General features: G+C 32.9%; 17 protein-coding genes and 3 pseudogenes. 7 read left to right on the top strand and 13 right to left on the bottom strand.

Annotation, left to right across the window (positions count from 1 at the left end):
* Window positions 1-88: 88 nt before the first annotated feature.
* From DK857_RS19160 to DK857_RS19610, 10 genes and pseudogenes are all read right to left on the bottom strand, one after another.
* The gene (locus DK857_RS19160; protein WP_157957616.1) at window positions 89-235 is read right to left on the bottom strand and encodes a hypothetical protein; all 147 of its coding nucleotides are present in this window, start codon (window positions 233-235) and stop codon (window positions 89-91) included.
* A gap of 16 nt (window positions 236-251) precedes the next feature.
* A complete protein-coding gene (locus DK857_RS15635) occupies window positions 252-851 on the bottom strand; it encodes a DUF6338 family protein (RefSeq protein WP_109402654.1) in 600 nt (199 codons plus the stop codon).
* A gap of 146 nt (window positions 852-997) precedes the next feature.
* Window positions 998-2,200: an STY4528 family pathogenicity island replication protein gene (locus DK857_RS15630; RefSeq protein ID WP_109402653.1), complete on the bottom strand. Its 1,203-nt coding sequence runs from the start codon at window positions 2,198-2,200 to the stop codon at window positions 998-1,000.
* Window positions 2,200-2,724, bottom strand: coding sequence for a DUF2857 domain-containing protein (locus DK857_RS15625; RefSeq protein WP_109402715.1), 525 nt, complete (start codon window positions 2,722-2,724; stop codon window positions 2,200-2,202). The genes DK857_RS15630 and DK857_RS15625 overlap by 1 nt, the downstream gene beginning before the upstream one ends.
* Before the next feature lie 88 nt (window positions 2,725-2,812).
* Window positions 2,813-4,225, bottom strand: a complete 1,413-nt coding sequence (locus DK857_RS15620) for a ParB family protein (protein ID WP_109402652.1) — start codon at window positions 4,223-4,225, stop codon at window positions 2,813-2,815.
* Window positions 4,215-5,567, bottom strand: coding sequence for an SPI-7-type island replicative DNA helicase (gene dnaB-PI, locus DK857_RS15615; protein WP_109402651.1), 1,353 nt, complete (start codon window positions 5,565-5,567; stop codon window positions 4,215-4,217). The genes DK857_RS15620 and dnaB-PI overlap by 11 nt, the downstream gene beginning before the upstream one ends.
* Before the next feature lie 96 nt (window positions 5,568-5,663).
* Window positions 5,664-6,542 (bottom strand): ParA family protein, encoded by an 879-nt coding sequence (locus DK857_RS15610; protein WP_109402650.1) that lies wholly within the window; start codon window positions 6,540-6,542, stop codon window positions 5,664-5,666.
* A 213-nt stretch (window positions 6,543-6,755) separates the two neighbouring features.
* Window positions 6,756-7,061 carry an ArdC-like ssDNA-binding domain-containing protein gene (locus tag DK857_RS15605; protein WP_109402649.1) on the bottom strand — a complete coding sequence of 102 codons (306 nt, stop codon included), beginning with the start codon at window positions 7,059-7,061 and terminating at the stop codon, window positions 6,756-6,758.
* Between the two features lie 253 nt (window positions 7,062-7,314).
* Window positions 7,315-7,794 (bottom strand): annotated as a pseudogene (locus tag DK857_RS15600) (phage integrase N-terminal domain-containing protein).
* Window positions 7,795-7,922: 128 nt separating this feature from the next.
* Window positions 7,923-8,312, bottom strand: a pseudogene (locus DK857_RS19610) (Fic family protein); the annotation flags it as partial.
* Between the two features lie 1,051 nt (window positions 8,313-9,363).
* Here DK857_RS19610 and DK857_RS15590 point away from each other — a divergent pair.
* Window positions 9,364-10,620: a M20 family metallo-hydrolase gene (locus DK857_RS15590; RefSeq protein WP_109402648.1), complete on the top strand. Its 1,257-nt coding sequence runs from the start codon at window positions 9,364-9,366 to the stop codon at window positions 10,618-10,620.
* Here the strand turns inward: DK857_RS15590 and DK857_RS15585 are convergent.
* Window positions 10,614-11,498, bottom strand: coding sequence for a helix-turn-helix domain-containing protein (locus DK857_RS15585; protein ID WP_109393373.1), 885 nt, complete (start codon window positions 11,496-11,498; stop codon window positions 10,614-10,616). The two genes, DK857_RS15590 and DK857_RS15585, sit on opposite strands and share 7 nt — an antisense overlap.
* A gap of 548 nt (window positions 11,499-12,046) precedes the next feature.
* Between DK857_RS15585 and DK857_RS15580 the strand changes: the two genes are divergently transcribed.
* The 6 genes and pseudogenes from DK857_RS15580 to DK857_RS15555 all read left to right on the top strand — a co-directional run bounded on the left by DK857_RS15580 (window position 12,047) and on the right by DK857_RS15555 (window position 22,233).
* Entirely contained in the window at window positions 12,047-13,846 is a 1,800-nt protein-coding gene (locus DK857_RS15580; RefSeq protein WP_109402647.1) for a M10 family metallopeptidase C-terminal domain-containing protein, read from the top strand.
* A gap of 394 nt (window positions 13,847-14,240) precedes the next feature.
* On the top strand, window positions 14,241-15,869 hold the full coding sequence (locus DK857_RS15575; protein WP_167394846.1) for a M10 family metallopeptidase C-terminal domain-containing protein: 1,629 nt from the start codon (window positions 14,241-14,243) through the stop codon (window positions 15,867-15,869).
* Window positions 15,870-16,204: 335 nt separating this feature from the next.
* A complete protein-coding gene (locus tag DK857_RS15570) occupies window positions 16,205-17,632 on the top strand; it encodes a serralysin family metalloprotease (RefSeq protein ID WP_109402645.1) in 1,428 nt (475 codons plus the stop codon).
* 166 nt (window positions 17,633-17,798) lie between these two features.
* Window positions 17,799-19,539, top strand: a pseudogene (locus DK857_RS15565) (type I secretion system permease/ATPase).
* A gap of 16 nt (window positions 19,540-19,555) precedes the next feature.
* Window positions 19,556-20,881 carry an HlyD family type I secretion periplasmic adaptor subunit gene (locus DK857_RS15560; protein ID WP_109393368.1) on the top strand — a complete coding sequence of 442 codons (1,326 nt, stop codon included), beginning with the start codon at window positions 19,556-19,558 and terminating at the stop codon, window positions 20,879-20,881.
* Window positions 20,881-22,233 (top strand): TolC family outer membrane protein, encoded by a 1,353-nt coding sequence (locus DK857_RS15555; RefSeq protein ID WP_109393367.1) that lies wholly within the window; start codon window positions 20,881-20,883, stop codon window positions 22,231-22,233. Before DK857_RS15560 ends, DK857_RS15555 begins: the two co-directional genes overlap by 1 nt.
* A 495-nt stretch (window positions 22,234-22,728) precedes the next feature.
* Here DK857_RS15555 and DK857_RS19395 read toward each other — a convergent pair whose 3' ends face one another.
* Window positions 22,729-23,190, bottom strand: a complete 462-nt coding sequence (locus tag DK857_RS19395; RefSeq protein ID WP_227003189.1) for a glycosyltransferase family protein — start codon at window positions 23,188-23,190, stop codon at window positions 22,729-22,731.
* Window positions 23,191-23,253: 63 nt separating this feature from the next.
* Window positions 23,254-24,375, bottom strand: coding sequence for a phospholipid carrier-dependent glycosyltransferase (locus DK857_RS15550; protein WP_227003188.1), 1,122 nt, complete (start codon window positions 24,373-24,375; stop codon window positions 23,254-23,256).
* Window positions 24,376-24,800 lie beyond the last annotated feature (425 nt).

The raw sequence follows: 24,800 nt of genomic DNA, 5'->3' as shown, positions 1-24,800 counted from the left end.
TTGTTCAATACTAGCTACATCTAACAAATATCATGTATAGCAAGTAAAGAATTTATATCTTTAAAAAAACTAAATTCATCCCTTTTAATTAAGGTTTTTTAGGTGGTGGAGCTGGTTGTTGAATTTCTTGTTTTTCTGGTTGATAACCATTTCTAACTACATCATATTTAGAATCTATAATCATTCGATTAGTAGAAGTCTCTTTACTACTTTTTTTATTTTCTGATTGTGACATAACTTCCTCATATATATTAGTTTATCTCTGTAAATTTAAAAAACTCAATACTTTCAATCTCACTAGATAGTATTAAGATGCCAAGAGTTTCAACTCTTGGTCGTTCAAAACCACCATCGTCATTTAATACCCAATGTTCTTCTAAATAGAGTTGTTCTGGTTCAGGGGAACTTGAGGCAAAAGAATTTATACTAAATTTTCCTGCTATTTTTTCACTATTTTTTAGAGTAACAATAACCCAGCAAGTATGACCTAATCTAAAAAAATAATCCCAAGCTCGTCCTGTTGGGTGAGGTAATAATCTACTTAGCCACCTCCATGAACGAATCCAAACAAGTATTACAACTAAAAAAATGGGACTAATAAATAATACAACCAAGTAAAAAAACAAATACAAAATGAAACAATTATAGTATAAATTACTATTTTGGATAAAATAAATAGGTAAAACCCATATACCATAATTAATACAACTATATGAAATTATATCGATAAAGTATTTAGTCATATCTAATCGAACATTGGGTTGTAATATGCTATAAATCTTCATACTTAAGAAGCCAGGGATAACAAAAGTAATGAATAATATTAATTTATTTACTTCCCAAATATCCATAATATATTCCTAGCTACAAAGTAAAAACTGTAAGTAATAACTCACTATATGTCTATTACGGCGATCACAATAAACAGGACTTAATATTTTTATTTTATATTTCAAGATACACATACTCTCTGTTGACACTGTCAACACTCCTCTCCTTACCTAAAATAGGCATCCCTAAGTTCTGCCATAACACCCGACACATATTCTCTTCTTGCGCGTTTAATCACTCTTTTTTCTGCCACTAACACGGTTTCAGGAGGCTTTGGCTGTATTTTTTCCAATGGCTTATCGGTAACTCTGTCACTCAAATTAAATCGTCCTTCTCGAGCGCGTTTTAGATTGGCTAACAGGTACGCAGTGGGATTTCTGACTGTTGTTTTTTTCATTCTATCGACTAAATCATCAAGGAGCCGTTGCCCTAGTCCATCAGGTAATGCCTTGAGTTGCCTCTCTAGCATCATTTTATCCTCTGGGTTGAGTCGTTCAGTGACTTGAGTTGACCAAAGTAGCGTTGAGTTTGTTGCTGTATACGTATCTTTTACACTCCGTGTAAAACTACGTACGTAACGGTTCGATTTTCGAACTGGGTCGCAATCCCTTGATTTACGGCTTAGTTCGGAAATCGAACTCGGTATTTGAGTGATGCTTTTATTGCTGAGTTCGATTTCCGAACTAGGGGTTTTTGAACTGAGTTCGATTTTAGAAGAGGTTATTTTCTTTTGTTTTCTCGTCACCATTTGTTGTGGTGTTTGTGGTGATGATAAACGCGCTTCAATAAGAGCGACACGAGCATGTCGGTGACGCATTCGTTTCTCGGTTTTGATACTTTGTAAAACGGCAATTGCTGTTAAGCGCACTGTTTTATTGCTATGGCTACATGCTTGAGCAACGGTATCAAGCCAACTGGGATCAAAATATTCACACTCAAACACACCCAATGGTTCATCATGCTGAGCATAAATATTACCTCGAATACGTCCTGATTTATCTCTGACTCTTTTGCATAAACTTAGCCAACCGGTTAATCGTAACATCAACAAGGCTCTACTGATTGTCTCTCGGGATGCTTTATCAGAATGGGGCAATGCAAGTTGACTTTGTAACTCGTCATAGGTTGGAAAAATAACACCCTCATTCTGTTGAGCATAAAGCCTAATCATGACCCAAGCCATTTTATCTAATGGCGATAATCGGCTATCTAAAAATAGCTGACGAGGAATAGCATCATGTACATTACCTAAAAACAGCAATCCACTTTGCTCATTACTCATATCACCAGATTGCGCCTTTTGCTCAATCCGATCCTGCATCTTTGTTAGTGTTTGTTGAATAATATTATCGACCGGCATAGTTGCCATTAAATAGCACTCCACTCTTTAGTTAATGACCAGACGACAGCAAGCGGAATTTTTTGTTGCTCAGCAATATCCATCATCACTTCTAAAGCCTCTAATGAATCAATATTATGAATTTCTGCTATTTTCCATTGTTGCCAGGCCAATAGTTCTTGTTCTTCCGTTGGATTGATGTTGCGCCCTTGTTTAGCAACAATGCCTACCAATCGACGTCGAGAACTCACCTCAATCGCTGTAAGTCCAAAAAAGTGCTGCATTAACTCAATAGAACCCTGTAATGCTAATGCTCGATTCATATACTTGATCCGTTTTTGCTCTTGCTGAGCTTGTTTCAACATCATGTTAAAATTGCAATGATTGATATTTAACGTCAGAAATGGCACAGGAGTATTCACAAGATAATAGAGATCTTCTACCGTCAATTTATCGAGCGCTTGGATCTCATCCAGTGTTAATCCCATTGATTCAATGTGACGAATTTTTCCTGCTTTTAGTTTCATCACGATTTCCGTTAATAGTGCATTCATTGCGTTATTCCTCCATAAATCATCACAATATTGATCGCCCAAACAACTAAACACAACAACACAATCAGCCTTGATACTATTGGTTGGTTCACTCATTTATCTCAGCAGAATTTTTTCGTTGTAATTCGCGTAATCGTCGAATAATCCTTATTAATCGCAGAAATTTCATCGTGTAAGCATCATCAAACAACGGCTCACCAAGTAAATTCTCATTTCCTATTAATGCGTCCATAAATGGCGCTAAAGTTGTGTTCGATTCATCACCACTTAAAGCGACAAAAAGTCCATTTTGGGCATTGTGTGAAAGCGAAAAACCGGCACTTAAGGCTGACTTATTTTCTTGAATGGTAGATTCAACCCCCATCATTTCAGCAAGTTCAAACACTAAACGAAAGGCAATATCTTGAAGATGCTCAATATCATCGTGTAATGCAGAGATATGCCAGATATCTGTGACAGACTCTAATTCGTTTACAGTAGTCATAGCTTGAGATTGAGGCTCTTGTTTTATCTCTCGCTTTTTTGTTCTCGATTTTTCAGGTTGCTTAATAGGCTGGTTTTCTTGGTGATAATCATCCCTAATTGATGTAGTGATAATCTCTGAAGAAGAGCTTTGAGTTTTAGGTGATAACTCGATCAACCAATGCTCATAAGTAATAGTAGGATCAGGAATAACCTCTAATAATGAGGCAATCAAATCATCTTTTAGAAGTTCTATTGAGTAATATTCAGCGTTATCAAAAGAGTGACAAACTTGCCCAAAAACATCATTAAAACTTTGCTCTGGTGATAACACTGTCTTTTGAGTAAAGATTTTCCATGCTTTTTCAGCCAATGTCCGTAATGCTATTAACTGCGTAATTTGAGGCCTTCCCATTCCTGAGTTCAGTAAATTGGGGATCCAAGGATAAAGATATTCAATTGTTGCAAACATTCGACTGATATTGGAGTGATGAACAGGATATCCTGTATTTTTGAGAAGTTCGGATAGCTCTCGCTGACTTACTTCACGACCTAGCTGTTCTTCATAAATTGTGTGCGTATTCTTTATGCCAAATGCTTTATCAATAAAAGTTAACTCTCCACGCATATCATTTTCAGCAAGGTGCCCAATCATACATTGCAATCGACCAGGCCACAGTTTCACAATACATTGAAGTGAATGAAAACGTTCATCCCCTGTTTCAGCATAGAGTTCTGTTAAAATGGCATAACGTGTATTGCCCCCATCACTAAAAATATAAATATCGTCGGTACAATCAGGATCTTTGGTGACTTTAGGAACAGAATCTAAACCACGAGCACGAATTGAGGCTTTAATATCATCATATTTAGGATTACGTGAAATGCGTGGGTTATCTGGATTCGGACGAAGTTGCTCTAAGGTCAACACCATCGGTATTTCACTTACCGTTAATACACTTTTTGATGCCAACTGTTTAGGTGATCTACCTCGTTGAAGCATTTTTTCATCTAAAGAAATTACTTTTTCAGCTTGCATAATGCCCACTCAATCTATCTTCAAAACGTGTGATATTTGCCTGATATTGCACTTTTACCGTACCAATAGGGCCATTACGTTGCTTCCCTAAAATAATTTCAGCGATCCCTTTTTCTGTGCTATCAGGGTGATAAATTTCATCTCGATAAATAAACATGATCAAATCAGCATCTTGCTCTAATGCACCTGAATCCCGTAAATCACCATTATTAGGGCGCTTATCTACTCGACTTTCTAATGAGCGATTAAGTTGAGAAAGGGCAACAACAGGGCATCCCATTTCTTTGGCTAATGCTTTCAACGAACGAGAAATTTCAGCGATTTCTTGAGTGCGGTTTTCTTGATTTGGGCATCGCATAAGCTGTAAATAATCAATTAAAATAAGTGAGGGATAACCGTATTTTCGAATATTTTTTCTGACTCTAGAGCGCAATATTGTTGGTGTCATATAACTTGAATCATCAATAATTAGTCGCCCTTTCCATTCATCAAGCAATATATTCATTGCGTTGCTGGTTCTTGCCCAATCTTCATCTTGCATATTGCCATTACGCAAATGCTGTAAAGGTATTCGCCCTAACATGGATGTAAAGCGCATTAATAACTGCGTGGTTGGCATTTCTAAACTATAAATTTGTACAGTTTTATCAACACATTCATTCAATGCACTTTCACAGAAAGTAAGACCTAATGCAGTTTTCCCCATTGATGGCCGACCAGCCAATAAAATTAGATCGCTAGGCTGGAAACCACAGGTCATATCATTTAATTCCTCAAATCCCGTAGGTGTTCCCGTGATCAGATTTTCATTGCTACAACGTTGCTCTAGTTCATTGAGAAAGGTTTCAATTGATGAAGGGAGATCCACATTGCCATCTAAACGTTGTTGCTCAGTAATATTAAAAATACGTTGTTCTGCTTGTTCTAACAGTCCAGATAAATCACTACTCATATCACTCGCTTGAGTGACAAGTTCATATCCTAATGCCAGCAATTGACGCTTTTGGCTGTAATTGGCGACATGTTCTGCATACGCCACAATGTTGGCTGAGCTAGGTGTATTTTTAGAAAGTTCCGCAAGGTAACCAAAACCGCCACATTGATTTAGAATAGATTGCTGTTCCATTGATTCAGTTAATGTAATCAAATCAACGGGCTTATTTTGTTGAAATAATGACTGTATTGCAGAGAAAATAATTTTATGAGGACGAGAGTAAAAATAGTCCGCAGAAATGATCGATGAAATATCATCCCAACGTTCATTATCAAGAATAAGTCCACCTAATATAGCTTGCTCGGCATGAATAGAATGAGGAGGTAATTTCTGTTTTTGATTACTCATTATTATCTCCCATTTCATTGAATATATGTGATGAATTAAATAAATCATCACCTCGACACAGGGAGTTCGGCATCTTCAGTATTACGCAATAAAATTTCACAGTGCATTCCCCTTTGGTTGATGCTTTAAAACCAAATCGAAACGTACTTTCCATTGAGGAAATAATTCACAAGCTAAGTTATGCATTGTTTGTGCAGCAGGTAAACTTTTGCGATCTGTTTGATACTCTAGACGATGTGCCGGTTGTCCTTTGCTATGACCTAATTTGTAAATACCGAGATCATAAACTTGGGTTTGCAGTAATGAGATAGGTGGGATTTTTTCTTTACTGTATGAGCTGTTATGAATAATCGCAGTTAGTGCCTTAAGGGCTTTTCTTGCTAAGACTGTATAATCCATACAATTAATCAGAATTTTTATCGGTGGCAATTCAATACCAAAACCTTGATACGGTAACAGTTCTTCCATTAGTGTTACCGTTCCCCTCAAAAACTCTCGAACATCGGGTAATACAGGCTTAACCATCGCAACAGCAATATGGTTAGTTGCGAGTAGTACCAATTCCAACATAATAGAACGAGCACCTTGTGAGTCGATGATAATCACATCATAAGCAGTAAAAAGTGGGTGTTGTAATAGATTACGCAGACGAATTCGACCATCAGGAGCATGCATCATGGCCGTTTTTAATTGTTCATGAGGATCATTAGAGATAATAAGATCGAGATTACGAATACAAGTATGAGAAATTAATCGCTCTGGATGATTAAGATCCACTGTTTGCATTAGTAATTCATAGAGACCGCAAGGAGCCTCATAAAGTAAAGAGTAATAACTAGAAGCGGTTGGCTGTGCATAATCCGCATCAATAAGCAGTGTTTTTAACCCTGCATCAGCACATATTCCTGCAAGATTTGCAGAATGAGTGGATTTACCTTCTCCACCTTTTGTAGAAATAACTGAAATTACATGCATATAAGTTACCTGATAAAGTATTATCAGTGACAGATGCCAAATATATTTTTCTCATAACTGATTGAAAATCCCCGTGTCCTTGGTTCGATTCCGAGTTCGGGCACCACTATTTAGAAAAACCAGCCTTAGGGCTGGTTTTTTGCTTTCTGCGTTTTATAAATTTTTGAGACCTTCTTTTTTAGTTCTAGATAGTGTGCCATTCGACGGTACATATCATCCCATCTGTGATTTAGTCAGAACCTTTTTCTTTTTGCCTCCCGCACATTTTGCTTGATTAAAAGTCAGCCACCGATTTGAATTAACTCCTTTTTCAATCGCTCCAATCCATAACAGCATGACATTAATACCGCTGTAATATCGTCCCGTTGCAGCATTAACAGGTAGCCCTTCATTTTCGGTATCCCAAGTTTTACGCCAAGGTTCTGTTCCTTTTTCTAATGCTTCAATAATCTTATTTGTCACTATATGATAAAGCTCGTTTTGCTGTGAGGATGTACAACCTATTAATTCCTTTTTCATAGGCAATTCCTGTTAAGAAAAAGGGAAATGCCACCAAATGAGGAAGAAATTCCCATTTGGGTTGAAATAAAGAAAGTTGATTTAATTAATGTACAATCGCCCTAAGGCATTTCTTTCAGATTGCAGAAATATTGGCTGTTGTTAAAAACAACGAATTAACGGGTAAACATTATTAATTTGATGTGCTATAAACAAGTATGTTTTATTAATCATTAATATCAAGTTTATTGTAGACACGCTCGACATAATGCCCTCACCCATCATCATGGTTCATTCCATTATTTTTATGATACTCCATTGCATTCACTGCCCACGCATAACGTAAGCTATGGGGTGTTATTTACCTGTTAACCCAGCATTTCTGGCTACATTTCGATAGCGATCTATGACAGATTTTAAATCGGGTTTATCAATCAATTTACCATTCATCGGTAATAGCCCTTTTCGTGCCATCACGACTCGCACTTGACAAACCAAGCGCATGATTACTGAGCTTTTCATGTTGAGATGAGGCAAGCTTTGTTCTGCCAGCAACAGCTAAAATATTTCTAATACCTGCCATTTCGTTTTGAAGTGTTCTTTTTAAAATGCCTTCTTCCTGTCGGCTTTTGATATAAAGTTCGATATGGTTTGTTTTGATATGTTTTACATCACGAATTTGAATATTCAGTTTTCCCATTTTATCTGCAATGCGAGAGGTTATTTTCAAACGATCTGCAACGGTTTTAAAAATCCCTCTACCTTATTTCGCTAATGTAGATAATTGCTTGCTTAATTTGGACGAAGTTATTCCTCATCAGAAACTAAAAATTATCTGATAAAAATATCATTTATTATTAACAATAATATTTATAATAATAATTATAAGTTATGAATAAATCCTTCTTCTTTTAAAATTTCAATAACACCTCGAATCAAATAAGAGTTTGAAAATTTTGCAATATAAATTCGAGATCCTTCTTCTATGGGTTGCAACAACCCTCTTTCAATTAATTTATCAAGCCGATAAGTTATTTGGGATGGTTTTAAATTAGGTAAAATCTTACGAATATCTCCAGATTTTATTGTTCCTAACTCTACTGTTTACTTTAATACCTTAGATTCAAAAGTATTTATAAGTTCTCTTTCTAACGAGAAATCAATCGCTGGGTATAGTATTTTTTTACTTAAAAAAGTATGATTAGTTAATTGTTCTAGCTTTTTAAGTTCTACAGAGATCCCAGAAAGAACATATACACACCACTCTTTTAACGCTTATTCTTCCAAAAGAAACTATCATAATCAATAAGTTGCTTTATCTTTCCAAATATAAGTGATACACAAAGATAAAGGGCGAAAAATAGACAACTATATCAAGTAATATCTTTATTACTTGATCCTATAAATAACTCACAAAAAAAATATTTATCACCAAATTTAAATATAATAAGACAACTACTAACAATAAAGTAAATAAACAATATAAATATTAAATTTAAAAACCCACTCCCTTTATTAAAAAGGTAAAGTTGCAACTTATATAATATATAAAAAGGTAAAAGTTAAGATATGTAAAATAGAAAAATCTCCAACCAGGAAATAGTGATAACTCATCAAAATCATTCACTTTTATTCTCTTTCTTATATAAACAGCATGCGGAATAAATAGCCATATCAACGCCTAGAGTACTACATAATGTACGGATAGACCCACACAAAAAACCGACTTGCTTGAGTACTAATTTATTTTTTCTCTCATTTTCAATTTGATTAACAAATATTATCAATAGTTAATAACTACTTTTTCAATTTACCTGAAGATAATAACCTATATCATTAGAATAAAATAAAAATGGATTTTAACTGAAAATATATAAGATAGGATATTTATCATATTAACAATATTATTTTTAATATCATTAAAATTCATTTATTCTATTTTATATAAAGATTTAAATTTATCATAAATGATATTTCACTCTAATAAAAATCACTACTAATACTAATTTTTATTTTCATTTAAAACTTTAAACATATCTTCTTTTATAGATTTAAAATAAAAGCGATCTATTTTATAACATTTATCATACAAATTAAGTTCATTTAAGAAATACTCTAGATATATATCTCCTTTTAATTAATACCTACCTCACAGAATATGAAATTGACCTTAATTATCATTGACGAAATATAGCTACAGCAGTAAATATAATAAGCAATGATCATAAAAACAGTGACCATCTTTTAAGATGGCTTTTTTAATCCTTAAACAGTCTCATTTTTTAGACAAGAGATATTACAAAAACCACGGGAGAATTCTCTTATGACTCAACTAGATACAGCAACTCATTATTCAATTGATGATATGAAAGCGTTAATTGAGACAATGCAAATCTATAAAAAAGATAACAGTGGCAAAGGGATCACTCGTATTGCCTATGGCGAAGAAGATGAAGCCGCGCATCTGTATCTTGCTGGTTTAATGAAAGAAGCTGGGCTTGAAGTTTATCGTGATGGTATTGGTACACTTTACGCTCGTTTACCAGGAAAAGATCGCTCACTGCCTGCAGTCGGTACAGGATCTCACCTTGATACCGTGCCTCAAGGTGGTGCTTATGACGGAGCTTTAGGTGTTATCGCAGGGTTTTATGCCTTAATGCAATACAAACCAAAACAACTTAAACGTGACCTTGAGCTTGTTGTTTTCCGTGCAGAAGAATCCAGCCGTTTTGGCTTTTCATGTATTGGCAGTAAAGTGTTAGCAGGAAAAATAGATAGAGCACGCTGGGAACAAAATAGAGATGATGATGGCAATAACTTCTTTGAGGTTCTGAAATCATTAGGCTATCAGTATGATAATTTAGATAGCTGTTTAATGGAAAAGGATCGCTTTAGTGCCTTTGTTGAGCTTCATATTGAACAAGGTAAACGCCTTGAGAATGATAAAAAAACTATTGGTATTGTCAATGGAATAGCTGCGCCAACTCGTTTCTCTGTTACGGTTAATGGTCATGCTGATCACTCTGGTGCTACACCTATGTATCAGCGACAAGATGCTCTAGTGGCAAGTGCGGGGATTATTACAGATATCAATCGTGCAGCATGTACTGAAGCCGTTTATGGCACTGTAGGTACAGTGGGTAAACTCAATGTTGTACCAAACTCCATGAACGTCATTCCAGGACAAGTAAAATTCTCTGTTGATATTCGTGGTATTGATATTGAAAGTATTCAACGCGTTGTACAACGCCTCAATAATAGTGTTGAGAAAGCAGAAAAAGATTTTGGTGTCGCTATTGATGTTCAACCGATTTCTGCTGAATCACCAGTCAAATTAGATGATTCAATTTGCCAAGTGATTGAAAACTTATGCCAAAAACACGATATCAACTATATGACAATGTTAAGTGGCGCAGGTCATGACTCAATGAATATGGCGCCACTTTATCCAACAGCAATGATCTTTACACCATCTGTTGCTGGTATTAGTCATCATCCGGATGAATTTACCGAATTTAGTGATATTGCTGTTGCTGCAGATTTATTAGCAGAAACATTAGGCACGCTTGCTAATCAGTAATTTCTAACTATTTGTTTTAAAAGGTTGATTGCATCCCTCCCCTTGGTTGCTTTTAACCATAACTTATCAAAAAGAGATTGATATTGAAATATCGCCTCAGTTGAAGAAGTTACCGTCGCAATGCCCGTACTGACATTAGGAAATTCTCCTAGGCGGAACGGGCTAACGGCTAAAGAAAGCGGTATTTCATTTTGATAAAATAATTGGAAAGTCAAAGATGGCATAGTATCTGAAATGATCGCAATATTAAGATAACTATTTTTTTGTTCTAACTTTTCAATTAAATGAAGAATTTCATTTTTTGCTCGTTGTTTTCTTTCATGTTGCAGTGTTTTAGTTAGATTAACAGAACCTAGCATACCAACATAAAGAAACTTTTCGATTTGTTGTTGACTAATAAGGTTATAAATATAGGGGGAATGTAAGGACTGATGTTTCTTACGCTCTTTTAAAATAGACAAAACTTCTTGTTGTTTTTCAGACAAGATATTTAAAGGTGATGCCTCTGTTAGCATTTCAACCAATGTTTTGTCATAACAATCTGAAGTTAATAAATAAGAGAAAGGTTCGAAATGGGTGTAAATATGTGAAGATTGTGTTTCAAGTTGGCGCATTCGTTCAAAAAAGCCATTTGCACTTGAATAATATTCAGTATTAATTCCCAACAAACTGGTTAACGAGGTATTTAATAATCTAGCAAGATTATCAAGTGTCTCAATTTTAACAATTTCGCCTTTTTCTAACCGATATACAGCGGCACGAGAAATACCCAAGCTTTCTGCTACATCTTCAGCTTTTAATGAGGAGGCTATGCGGTAAGCACGCAGGCGATAGCCAATGGCTTGGTAATCTATTTTTTCTCTAGGTATGTAAGGCATATTTATAATTAGCTCCCAAATGCACAAAGTACTAGGGTAAAGTAATAGCACAACAATAAGATGTTAGTTCAGATAGTTTAAATTAAACCCAAAATAAAAAGAATCACCTTCCTCACAATGAGGTAAATAAAAGAAGTTTGTAGTAAAAAGTTAGTCTATTTCAATAAACCTGCTTTTAGCAGGTAACCTCACCAGGGGTAACGCAGTAAAAAATTAACAATAAAAAAACAAAAAGTGCTGTTAATGGATATAACAGCACTTTTTCCTTGTTCACTATCATCCATTGATTAGTATTCTTTAACTAATTAAAACATCAATTAAATACATATAAATTACTCATTAAATATCCATTAAAATTTATATTTAAATACATAAGCAAAAATTATATAACACCATTATTATATAATAATAAATTTTATCGCCTTCCAATCCAATATAAATTCACAAGATTAATTAGTTTTAAAATAATTTAAAATATTTCTTTTTTGAAAGGCATTTAGCAGGCTGCCGATAAACTATTCGTTACCAAAAAAAAGGAAAAATTAATCATGAATAGATATTTAAAACATATATCACCTAATTTTAATTATATTTACAATATAATGAGAATAAATGAATCAACTAACAAATGGGAAAGTTATAATATTGAAAAAGGTTATACTGAAATAACCTATAGTTTTCCTAACTGGTCAATATTAAGAGGTGATAAATATAAAACACTCACAACATTCAATGAAAAAGGAAAAGATTTAGTTAGAGCAAAACTTCAGCAATGGGAAGACGTTGCCAATATTAAATTTATTGAAGTAAAAAGCGAAAAAGACACAGATATTAAGTTTGGTATTTATAATAATATCAATGAGATTGCCGGTTACACAAACTATTCAATAAAAGGGTTTGCCTATCGCCCTAATAATATAGAAAAAAAGAATAAGATAGAAAAAGATAAAATAGAAAAAGTCGGAGATTATAGTTTCAGCGGGCAAGTTTGGATAAATATCTCTGATATGAATATTATTGAAAACATTAAGAAGTCAACAATAACACCAGAACAACAAACAAGAGTAAATTACTTTAAATCTAAAGCAAATATTATTGATTATGTCGTTGAAGAAAATAATGACTATTATTTACTACTAAAAAACAATAATGCTCGGGCTCATATTGATAATACAGAAAATGTATTCAAAAACGACTCCGACATACAACGAGTAATTAATCATGAAATAGGTCATGCTCTTGGTCTAAAACATACATTTACAAGACAAAAAACAACTGACTGTGAAGAAAACACCACTAAATATTCAATAATGTCATATAACCATCCTGAATTTAAACATGCTGATTTTAAAGGTATGTCTCCTTTAACACTACAGTTAATGGATACTTACGCTATTCAAGCAACGTATGGACAGAATAAATTCACACATATTGGTAATACCACTTATGGTTTTAATTCTAATACAAAAAAAGAACATTATTCATTAAATACCTCTGAAGATAAAATTATTACATGTATTTGGGATGCAGAGGGAATAGATACATTAGATTTTTCAAAATATTCAGTTGACCAAAAAATAGATCTTAGTGAAGGAAGTTTTTCTGATGTGGGAGGATTACGAGCTAATATTTCTATTGCCTATGATACTGTTATTGAAAATGCAATAGGAGGCTGTAAATCAGATATCATATCTGGAAATGATGTTAATAACAGACTATTTGGTAAGCTTGGTGATGATACTTTATACGCTAAAGGAGGTGATGATTTCTTATATGGTGGAGAAGGAAATGATTATCTTTATGGAGAAGAAGGAGATGATTTCTTATATGGAGAGCAAGGTGATGATTATCTAATGGGTTCCGAAGGCAATGATTACCTATATGGTGGACAAGGAAATGATTATCTTTGGGACTCAGAAGGAAATAATATTCTTTATGGCGGATTGGGTAATGATATCTTACTTAGTGCTAAAGGTAATGATGTACTTAATGGAGGTGAAGGTAATGATTATTTAGATGCAGGGATGGGTAATAACCAATTAACAGGAGGTGCAGGTTATGATACCTTTAACTTTAATAGTAAAGATAATAATTCCTCAAATTTAATTACTGATTTTCAGTCTGGCATTGATAAAATATATTTTTATAAAAATATAGATAATAGTAAGACTATAAATAATATTAACATTGTAAATTCAAATAGTCTAAATAATAATGAAGGTAATTTTTATTATGACAACATTAAAAACATTACAATGTTAAAAATAAATACATCAGAAACCTCAGAACCTAAATATTTAAATATTAACATCATCGGTAAATACGAATATGAAGATTTATTCTGTTAATTAAAACACTCGCATTTTTTCATATATTACTTGATGAGAGATCATCAAGTAATATATTAAATGCATTTAGTTTTAAGGGAATATCTAATAAAACATAGTGTATTCTATAAAGATAAAAAATCTTACTATTCAAAACAACAAAAAACTAGCAATTATCTCTTTGTTTGTTTTTAAAGAAAATAAAGTTCGTTATAATAGAGAAGATTACTCGTAATTATTTTATATCATTCTATTAAAAACAATAATAAATCTTTATTTTTTTACTTCACTTGATACAAACATCATTAAATAACGTATATTTTTCAAATTTAAATTTTAAAAAATTATTTATATTTAAGTTAAAACACATATTTTTTACATGGAGATATTTCATAATAAAGGATATTCATACATTATGAGTAAGACTCATCAAGATACTTCTTTAGAAAATTTAGAAAATAATGATATTATCAAGCTAATAAAGAGCTTTAAACCACTACGCAGATGGAAAAAACATGATCCAAATAATGATTTTACTGAAGTAACATATAGCTTTCCCAATTGGAATGAGTTAAGAGGAAATGAATATAAAACAATTACAACATTAAACGAACATCAACAAGAAGTTGCCGAAAAAATATTACAATTGTGGTCTGATGTTGCAAATATTAAGTTTATTAAGAAAGATAACAAATATGACACCAATATTAAATTTGGTGTTTATAATAATGTAAATGAGATAACAAAAGATACATCTCACTTAGTGAAAGGTGTTGCAACATTCCCATTAAATAATATAGATCCCAGTAAGAAAATAGAAAAAATTACTGATTATAGTAATGGAGGACATGTTTGGATTAATATATCCACAACTATACGTATAAAAAAATTCAATAAAAATAAAATAACACCAGAGCAAAAAAATGAAATAGATGCATTTAAAGAGAAATCAGACAATATAAAATACTATTATATAGAAACAGACTCACATATTACTTTATATAAAAACAACAATAAAGATGGTCATATAAATAATCGACCTTTAATATTACAAAAAGGAAATAAAGAAACTCAAACTTATATACATGAGATTGGACATGCTCTTGGTTTACCTCATACCTTTAGAGGAAATAATTGTAATAATCCTGATATTGAAGAAAATAGTTTTAAATATTCAGTGATGACATATCGTTACCCAAAAATAGAAGAGGCAGATTTTGGTGGTCTTTTTCCTATGTCTCCATTATTAATCGATATATATGTCATTCAAAAATTCTATGGAGTAAATTTAACGACTCGAACAGATGATACTATTTATGGTTTTAATTCTAATACACAAAGAGACTGTTATAGTTTAACTACACCAGACGATGTTATTATTAGTTGTATTTGGGATGCCGGAGGTGTTGATACTCTCAACTTTTATAAATATAACGCAAGACAAAAAATAGACCTCAATGAAGGTGCTTTTTCTGACATTGGAGGATTACGAAGTAACCTCTCTATAGCATATGGTGCTGTCATTGAGAATGCAATTGGTGGTATTAATGATGATATTATTATTGGTAATCATACTAATAATCATCTTTATGGTAATAACGGTAACGATACTATTTATGGTAATAAAGGTAGTGATGTTCTTTATGGTGGGAAAGGCAATGATTGGCTTTATGGTGGCGAAGATGATGACATCCTATATGGCTCTGATGGAAATGATATTCTTTGGGATGATAAAGGATGTAATCAATTCAGTGGTGGAAAAGGAAAAGATATATTTATATTAGGCCTTAATAATCATAATAACCGTGATAAAATTATGGATTTTAATATAAATGATGATCGCTTGTTATTTTCTGATAGGAATAAAAACATATTCAGTATTAAAAATTTAATTGAAGATAAAAAAATTATTATCTCAATAAATTATCACAATATAGAAAACACTACTCAACTCTCCATTTCAAAAGAAATACAATCTACAAAGTATATTCACACAATCGAACTTGTGGGAAATTTTATTTATGATGATATATTTAACAGCTAAAAATAAAATTAATTTAAACTTCAAACAACCTAAAAATATGACTTAGATTAATAAAATATAATATTTAAGTTATATTCAGATCAATAAAAATAACAAAATAAAACAATAACAATAAAAAAAATACCTCTCGGAAAGATAACGATGATTTTATTTACTTAATTAAATTATTCTGACTTAAAACACACCTCACTTCACAATTATTTAAAAACATATTTTCCCCCTCTGGATTAATATCAATAAATAGCTATCTTTATTATCGCTGGCGCTCGCCAGATAATTAAACTATTTTCAACATGAAAATAAACTTAACCTAAACTTGATATCCGGAGGATATTATGGGTTCTTCTTTATTAAAAAAAGCAGTAGGACTATCTAATGTTTCTGATTTATTAGATAAGAGTGGAATTTTTTATAATTTCTCAGCTAAGACTCTACCTTCTTTTGATTATGATACCGCAGGAAAACATATTGCACGTGAAAATTCCACATGGAATGGGAAATATGTTATCGGTCAAGCGGCAGAAGTAACATATTCATTTCCAACTTGGGCTGGTAAAAAGTTTAATGACTTTGGTGATAAAAATCCCTATGGATTTAATTCAACACAGAAAGAACATGCAAGACAATCTTTAGATGCATGGTCTGATATCGCAAATATTAAATTTACAGAAGTAGGACCAAATGTAAAATCAGATATTACTTTTGGGAATATTACTGATCCATATGGCAAGTTCCAAGCTTATGCAACATTACCAAATACCCATGATTATTACGGGCGTGATGTTTCAGGCCAAGCTTGGTTTAGTGATTATTATTATGCGGGTAATACAACGCCTGAATTAGGTAATTATGGTCGCTTAACTATTATCCATGAAATTGGTCATGCGCTCGGTTTAATGCATCCCGGAGATTATAACGCAGGAGAAAATGTACCAGGTTATTTAAAATCTGACTACGCTGAAGACAGTCGCCAATATACTGTTATGAGTTATTGGGATGAATATGAAACAGGCGCACACTTCCAAGGTGCTTATGCAGGCGCACCATTACTTCATGATATTTCAGCAATGCAATACCTCTATGGTGCAAATAAAACAACCAGAACAGGTGATGATGTTTATGGTTTCAATTCAAACACAGGTATTGATTATTACACAGCAACAAGCAGTAACGATAAATTAATATTCTCCGTTTGGGATAGCGGTGGTAACGATACTTTTGACTTCTCAGGATATTATCAAGATCAAGTTATTGATTTACGTGAGGGTCATTTCTCTGATGTTGGCGGACTACAGAAAAACGTTTCTATTGCACAAGACGTTACAATAGAAAATGCAATCGGTGGCTCAGGTAATGATATTATCTATGGAAATGATGCTGATAATATTCTCATCGGTGGTGGCGGTAACGACATACTGTATGGTGGCGGTGGTCAAGATACATTATGGGGTGGTACAGGCAGCAATACCTTTGTTTATAAAGAGATCTCTGACTCTTTAACCTCTGCCGCTGACAAGATAATGGACTTCAAATCAGGTATTGATAAGATTGATTTATCAGAATTAATCGAAAATACCTTTAGCCAAAAATTCCTTAATTTTGTTGATAACTTTACAGGTCGCTCAGGTGAAGCAACCATTAAATATGATCAAGCAACAAACTCAAGTGAACTTGCTATTAATGCTTATGGTTATGGATATAGCCCTGATTTCAAAATTGACATTGTAGGATTTGTTAATTACGAAACTGACTTTATTGTTTAATTTGGCATTGGGTAGGAGAGAAGTATTTCTCCTACCTTTTTTTTACCAATACGGAGCTATTTTTATATTCTTTTATAAAAAAAAAGATAGATTTATCACTCCGTATTGATAGAAAAAATGCAGTAAATAGCAATAAACAGATAGGAATAAAATCAGGAATAACATTATGCCAGCAAACAAATACAATAATGAAATAAAAAATATTATAAAAGAGAGAAAGAAAGTATTTCTTTCCATTGGAATATTTACAGCCTTAATAAATATTTTAATGTTAGTTCCTTCCATTTATATGTTGCAAGTTTATGATCGAGTCTTACCTTCAGGTAATGAAATGACTTTATTAATGCTAACGCTCATTATGTTAGCATTATTTATTTTTATGGGAGGATTAGAATATTTAAGAAGTATTATTGTCATTAGAATGAGCAACAAACTTGATTTATCTTTAAATTCAAGAATTTATACCGCTGCATATCAAGCAAAATTGAACAAAACTCCCGGTATTAATTCTTCGTTAGCATTTAATGATTTAGTGACTATTAGGCAATTTATTACAAGCCATGCTATTTTTGCTTTTTTTGATTTACCTTGGTTCCCTATTTATCTTCTTGTTATCGCATTATTTAATCCATGGTTAGGATTATTTGCATTATGTGGTGCACTCGCTTTATTTTCGTTGGCAATTCTTAATGAATATTTATCTCGATCATCATTAAAAAAAGGCCAATGAGTTTGCTAATCAAGCACAAGTAATACAAGGTCATCATTTTGAACATCCACAACCTATTGAAGCAATGGGAATGTTAGGTTATTTACGAAACCAATGGCAAATTGCTCACTTTAAATATCTACAAGCACAAACCCATGCAAGTGATAATGCAGCCGGTGTCAATGCAATAACAAAAGTCACCCGAATGGCACTGCAGTCTTTAATGTTAGGATTAGGTGGATGGCTAGCAATAGATAATACGATTAGCCCAGGAATGATGATCGCAGGATCAATACTATTAGGTCGTACTTTAGCCCCAATTGAACAAGTAATTGGTGTATGGAAAAACTGGGATAGCAGTAAAGAAGCTTATAAAAGATTAACCACTCTACTAAACGCGTATCCTGAAGAAAATAAAAAAATGGCGCTACCAGCCCCTAAAGGTGAATTAACGGTCAATATTAATCAAGCTCAATACCCTCAAACGGAACGTACTCTATTAAATAATATTCATTTTTCACTAAGCCCAGGTGATGTACTTGGTATTATTGGCCCTAGTGCTTCAGGAAAATCTTCTTTAGCTAAATTTATTGTTGGCATATGGGAAGTTAAAACTGGTGCCATACGCCTTGATAATGCAGATATATATCAATGGAATAAAAGTGAAGTTGGTCAATATATTGGATACCTTCCACAAGAAATCGCCCTTTTTCCCGGTACAATTGCCGAAAATATTGCACGTTTTTCTGAGATAGATCCTCAAAAAGTCACTCAAGCTGCAATGATGGCAAATGTTCATGAGATGATTTTACGTTTTCCTGATGGGTATGAAACCGTTATTGGTGCTCATGGGGAAGGGTTATCAGGAGGACAACGACAACGTATAGCGTTAGCTCGCGCATTGTATGGAAATCCTGCTTTAGTTGTTTTAGATGAGCCGAATTCTAATTTGGATGATTTGGGTATTAAAGCTTTAATGCAAGCAATTCAAACGCTTAAAAAAAATAAGAAAACCGTTATATTAATTACGCATCAAAAACAATTACTCTCAGTGACCAATAAACTCTTAGTTCTTTTCGATGGTCACACTAAATTATTTGGCTCTACAACAGCTGTTATTGCTGAGTTAAATAACTCATCAGCAATAAAGAGTACGCCAACGCCAGCAACCACACCTATTACTCAAAGCAATATTTAATATTGAGAAGACTATTATGATCACAAAAAAAAATGAAATCGATATTGTTCATGGAATTTCAGATGATCCTAGGAAATTCTTAATAATAGGATGGTCAGTTATTCTTTTAGGTCTTGCTATTTTTATTTTTTGGGCAGCTTTTGCTCCTTTAGATAAAGGAGTATCGGCTAAAGGAAATGTCTCAATTTCAGGTAATAAAAAAAGTGTTCAAGCATCAGTAGAAGGCACTATTACTGATATTTTAGTAAAGAATGGAGATAGCGTAACCGAAGGTCAAACACTTATTCAATTAAGTCCTATTCAATCAAAAGCTTTAGTAAAATCCTTATCAGAACAATATGATAATTTACTTATTACTCAACAGCGCTTATATGCTCAATTGAATGAAAAAAAAGAATTCACCTTAGATCTTAATGAAGAATATTACTCTCCTTCAGAGAATTTAAATAAATTATTACTACTTCAAAACAAATTACTTAATGAAAAGTATATTGAATTGCATAGTGAAATAAATGGCTATAACGCTATTATTGATGGAGTTTCTAATCGTTTAATTCATTTAAAAAAATCCACTCAAAATAAACAGCATCAAATTAATAGCTTACAAAATCAAATCAAAGATTTATACACACTTGCTAATGAGGGCTATATTCCTCGCCATCGTTATCAAGAAATTGAGCGTGAACTCGCTGAAAATAATAACCATCTCAATGATACACTTGGGCAAATAAGTACATTAGAAAAACAGAAGTTGGAATATGAGCAAAAAATATTGCAACGCAATGCTAATTTTTACCAATCAGCACGCACTGAACTTAATCAAGTTCAATTACAAATAAGTGAAACAGAAAAACAACTTATCATTGAAATAGATAAACTGAAAAAAATGCAAATTACTGCCCCAATTTCAGGAATAGTAATGGATTTATCTGTTTTTACTCAAGGTGGTGTTGTAAGAACAGGTCAAACATTAATGGAAGTTGTTCCTCAAGATCACCAATTAATTATTGAGGCTCGGTTAGCCCCTCATCTTATTGATAAAGTTACCCTTGGTCTTCCTGTTGATTTAATGTTTAGTGCATTCAATCAAAATACAACGCCTAAAATCCCCGGAGAGGTGACGTTAATTTCAGCGGATAGACTTCTCGATGAAAGAACGACAGAACCTTATTACCAAGTATTTATTAATGTTAAAGATAATACGCTTCTTGAAGACAAGAAAAATAAATTAAAGGCTGGAATGCCAGTTGATGTATTTATTAATACAGGTGATCGCTCATTACTAAATTATTTATTTAAACCTGTTTTAGATAGGATCCATACTTCATTGACGGAAGAATAATGATGCAAACAAAAAAACTCTCTGCCATTTTATTTATATGGATGCTAAGTTTTCACGCTTTTGCCATCAGTTTGTCTGATCTCTATTTCTTAGCAGTAAAAAATGATCCTACGTTTAATGCTGCGATTAAAGAACAGGTTGCGGGGAAAGAGTATGAAAATATTGGATTATCTCAATTACTTCCAAGCGTACATGTAAACTATCAAAACAACCCACGAAATTGGCAACGAAAAGTTTATCCTATTAATACGAATCAAGGAGAAATGGAACGAACCGAATATCAGAATTATCAAAGTCATTCTGTCAGTGCCATTATTAGCCAGCCACTCTTTGATTACACGGCATTTAGTGATTATAAATCATCATTAATTAAAACATTATTATCTGACAGTCGTTATCAAGTTAAATTTTCTGAGCTTGTGATCAGATTAGTAGATAATTATATAGAATTGGCTTATGCGCAGGATAAATTATTATTAAATCTTTCACAGCAAGAGATTTATAAAAAACAACTAATATCAAGTCAGCGTTTATTCGAATTAGGTGAAGGAACAAAAACAGATATTTCAGAGATCCAAACACGATTATATTTAACTCAATCTCAATATACAGATATCCAGCTTGAGTTAGATAATGCTAAAAATAAACTAAGTTCAATGATTGGTACATCACTTCCTTATGCAGAACATATAGCAAAATTAAGCAATAATAGTTTTATATTACAACCTATCACACCCAATAATTACGAGTCATGGGAAAATGAGGCTATGCAAAGCAACCTCAATATTCAAACAGCTCGTTATGAAATGGCAATAGCAAAACAAGAAGTAGAAAAAAATAGAGGTGAATTTTTCCCAACAGTGCAACTCTATGCTTCTTATTCTAATAGCGATTCTGATAGCAATAATACTGTAAATCAGAAATATCAATCAGCGAATGTTGGTTTTTATGTCAGTTTACCTTTATTTAATGGTGGAAAAACAACAGCTTCAATGCGCCAATCTACTGCACTATATCAGATGAGTGCTTTTGAAAGAGATGCCATTATCCAGCAAATTAAACAAGAACTACGTCATCAATACCAAATATGCACAACGAGTAATATTAAATTGAATGCCTATGAGCAATCTGTTTCTTCTGCTAAATTACAACTAGATGCGACTCAAAAAAGTTATATTGGTGGGCAAAGAACAATGGTCGATGTTCTTAATGCTGAAGAATTATTATATCGCGCCCAACAGGATTTAATTAAAGCTAAATATGATTATATTCAGGCTTGGGCATTATTACATCAATATACTAATACATTGGATATTGAAAAAATAAAATTGATTGAAGGTTATTTTCAATAGAATTGCTAAGTTTTTAATAAGAGATATTGAGATAATTATAAAAGTCCTAGATCGCGATAGATATAGGACTTTTAATTATAAGCAACTGTTGATTACTTATTTTAGCTAGCGGGTATCATCACTTCTTTTTAGTACCGTACAACGTTAATACACGGTGAGTAAGAGCAATTGATGCTAGACCGATAAAACATTCAGCTAGGAAAATCAGCATAAATTACCCCCATTCATAAGTACATTTTGTTTGGGCGGGGGTTCTGATAAAGTAAAGTGACTTGTCATATAGTGCTTAGCTAACTCCGATTTAATGGACACATTTTAAACCTACCATTAAAACTAAAAAGAGCAAAATATATTTCTCAACAAAATCCATTTTTTGGCTTTGATCACATAAAAACAACACAAAAAATCAAATCGATGTCATTTTAAAGCTGAAACTAAATTTATTTGCTCTTTTATAATCGTCTCTTGAAAAATAGAAATAGACTTTTAAATCAGTTAATTAAAGAAAACAAATGTTAAATCACCCTGTTTTTCTACAATAGGTTTTACCTTTAGCTGACTTATAACAGATAATATTTTTTTTCGCTCTGGTCGGACTAAAACAATCGCAAGCCCTTGATAGTTATTCTCTTCAATTAAATTAACTAACTGCTTAAGATCATAATATTTATTTTGCACATCAGGATATGCAAGACCATAAGCAAGCTCCCCTTTCGTCTCTGTTAAACGAATATCAGTGCGTTTTAAACTCCATGCTAAGGACGTTCCAATCCCGACTTCATCAGTTAAAATATAAGGCTTATCTGCTAGCTCACTGTAATAGTGGTTAATTACTTTTTCAGGGGTGCTTTTGCTTTCAATTTTATGAGGAATGGCATGCCCAATTACTAGACTTAATCCTATCGAGCAAAACAGAGTCAGTAAACGTGTGGGTTTAAAGAGTGAAGCAATTCCCATCACACTCCAAAATAAAAAGCCCACAATACCCAGCAGCGCTTTATCTTGCTCATGAGTTTCATATTACGTAAATCGTGTAGAGAACAGCGAATAAACAATAATAGAAACGCCTACAAGCCCAAAAACAGTATTTATGATCGCATTGATATTATGAATTTTTTCATTTTGTTTATCTTTTAGCTCTTCCATGTAATGTGCAATCAATATAGAAAGTGGCACAAAACAAGGTAACATATAAGTTAATAACTTACCGCTGGAGGCAGAAAAGAATGCAAAAAATAGGAATAACCAAAACGAAAAATAAAGCGTTCCCTTTTTCAAAAAAATAGCTGATTTAAGAGCACCAAATAAGAACCCTAACCACGGCAAAATACCCAAAACAACAATAGGTAAATAAAACCATATAGGTTGCGATCTTGCTGAATCCTTTTCAACAAAGCGTTGAACGTGTTCAATCCAAAAGAAGTAGTGCCAATAATCAGGAGCTTGAAGTGCAACAGAAATCACCCAAGGGCCCACAATAACAAGCATTGAGATAAGCGCTACTGGCGCATAACAAAGGACTTCTTTAAAACGAGATAAGCTAATTGCGGTTACAACAAAAACTAACGCAGGTAACACAACAGCAATAAAACCTTTAGTTAAAAAACCTAATCCACAGAAAATACCAACTAAAATATAAGCACTGATTTTTGACTTTCTATTTTGTGCAGATAATCCACTTAAAAAGTAATACATCGCAATAGTGACAAACATTGTCACGATAGGATCAAGAATATTGTAGGTACCAATTGCTAACACAAGAAACGAGGATAAAAAGACCACTAGTGCATTAAACGCCAAAGTACGGTTATGCCAAACTAGCATAGTGGCACGATAAACAAATAAGCCGGTTAATAAGGTTGAAGTCACAACAACAATACGAACAGAAAAATTACCTCCGCCAAATAACCATTGTGCAATACTGTTTAGCCAATACCCCAATACTGGCTTTTCAAAATAGCGAATATCCAGCATGTAAGGTACTGACCAATTACCTGATACCAGCATTTCTCGGCTAATTTCAGCATAGCGGATCTCATCTGGTTGCCAGAGTAGTCGCGTTTCGAGAGGAATTAAATAAGTTAGAAATATAAAAATAAAAAGTAGAAACCATTTATACCTTTCTACAACATCAACACGCATATATTCCTCGTTAAAATAATATCACTTTATATGAACTATTCACTTAGAATAGCTATCCTATAAAAGATTCAATTATTATTTATTAAATTATAATTAATTATTATTTTTAACCAACCAAATGATGCTTAATAAACATTTTACCCATATAAATCAAAACAATAAAACAGCCTCATTAGAAGTTAAAATAATGAAAGATTAATCTTTTATTAATTAACAGGCATCTTTTTATTAAAAGATTATCTAGATAGTATTAAAACAAAACATAGAGGATAACAGTTAATATAAACAGAAGGTAAACAAAGCCTATAAATCATAACCACCCGTAAAACGGGTGGTTTGCTCTTGCCCTATAAGGGCTTATTACCGACTGCGCCTAAATGACGCTGCTTTCTCTTCGTTCAAGCTAAGTGTCTTTGCTACTTTGG

It is taken from the genome of Proteus terrae, assembly GCF_003144325.1.
GTDB classification, from domain to species: Bacteria; Pseudomonadota; Gammaproteobacteria; order Enterobacterales; family Enterobacteriaceae; genus Proteus; species Proteus terrae.
This window is presented reverse-complemented; position numbering and strand designations above follow the sequence as displayed.

Coding starts and splice junctions, on each gene's coding strand:
- DK857_RS19160 (WP_157957616.1), bottom strand. CDS start 235: ATGTCACAATCAGAAAATAAAAAAAGTAGTAAAGAGACTTCTACTAAT.
- DK857_RS15635 (WP_109402654.1), bottom strand. CDS start 851: ATGGATATTTGGGAAGTAAATAAATTAATATTATTCATTACTTTTGTT.
- DK857_RS15630 (WP_109402653.1), bottom strand. CDS start 2,200: ATGGCAACTATGCCGGTCGATAATATTATTCAACAAACACTAACAAAG.
- DK857_RS15625 (WP_109402715.1), bottom strand. CDS start 2,724: ATGAATGCACTATTAACGGAAATCGTGATGAAACTAAAAGCAGGAAAA.
- DK857_RS15620 (WP_109402652.1), bottom strand. CDS start 4,225: ATGCAAGCTGAAAAAGTAATTTCTTTAGATGAAAAAATGCTTCAACGA.
- dnaB-PI (WP_109402651.1), bottom strand. CDS start 5,567: ATGAGTAATCAAAAACAGAAATTACCTCCTCATTCTATTCATGCCGAG.
- DK857_RS15610 (WP_109402650.1), bottom strand. CDS start 6,542: ATGCATGTAATTTCAGTTATTTCTACAAAAGGTGGAGAAGGTAAATCC.
- DK857_RS15605 (WP_109402649.1), bottom strand. CDS start 7,061: ATGAAAAAGGAATTAATAGGTTGTACATCCTCACAGCAAAACGAGCTT.
- DK857_RS15590 (WP_109402648.1), top strand. CDS start 9,364: ATGACTCAACTAGATACAGCAACTCATTATTCAATTGATGATATGAAA.
- DK857_RS15585 (WP_109393373.1), bottom strand. CDS start 11,498: ATGCCTTACATACCTAGAGAAAAAATAGATTACCAAGCCATTGGCTAT.
- DK857_RS15580 (WP_109402647.1), top strand. CDS start 12,047: ATGAATAGATATTTAAAACATATATCACCTAATTTTAATTATATTTAC.
- DK857_RS15575 (WP_167394846.1), top strand. CDS start 14,241: ATGAGTAAGACTCATCAAGATACTTCTTTAGAAAATTTAGAAAATAAT.
- DK857_RS15570 (WP_109402645.1), top strand. CDS start 16,205: ATGGGTTCTTCTTTATTAAAAAAAGCAGTAGGACTATCTAATGTTTCT.
- DK857_RS15560 (WP_109393368.1), top strand. CDS start 19,556: ATGATCACAAAAAAAAATGAAATCGATATTGTTCATGGAATTTCAGAT.
- DK857_RS15555 (WP_109393367.1), top strand. CDS start 20,881: ATGATGCAAACAAAAAAACTCTCTGCCATTTTATTTATATGGATGCTA.
- DK857_RS19395 (WP_227003189.1), bottom strand. CDS start 23,190: ATGGGAATTGCTTCACTCTTTAAACCCACACGTTTACTGACTCTGTTT.
- DK857_RS15550 (WP_227003188.1), bottom strand. CDS start 24,375: ATGCGTGTTGATGTTGTAGAAAGGTATAAATGGTTTCTACTTTTTATT.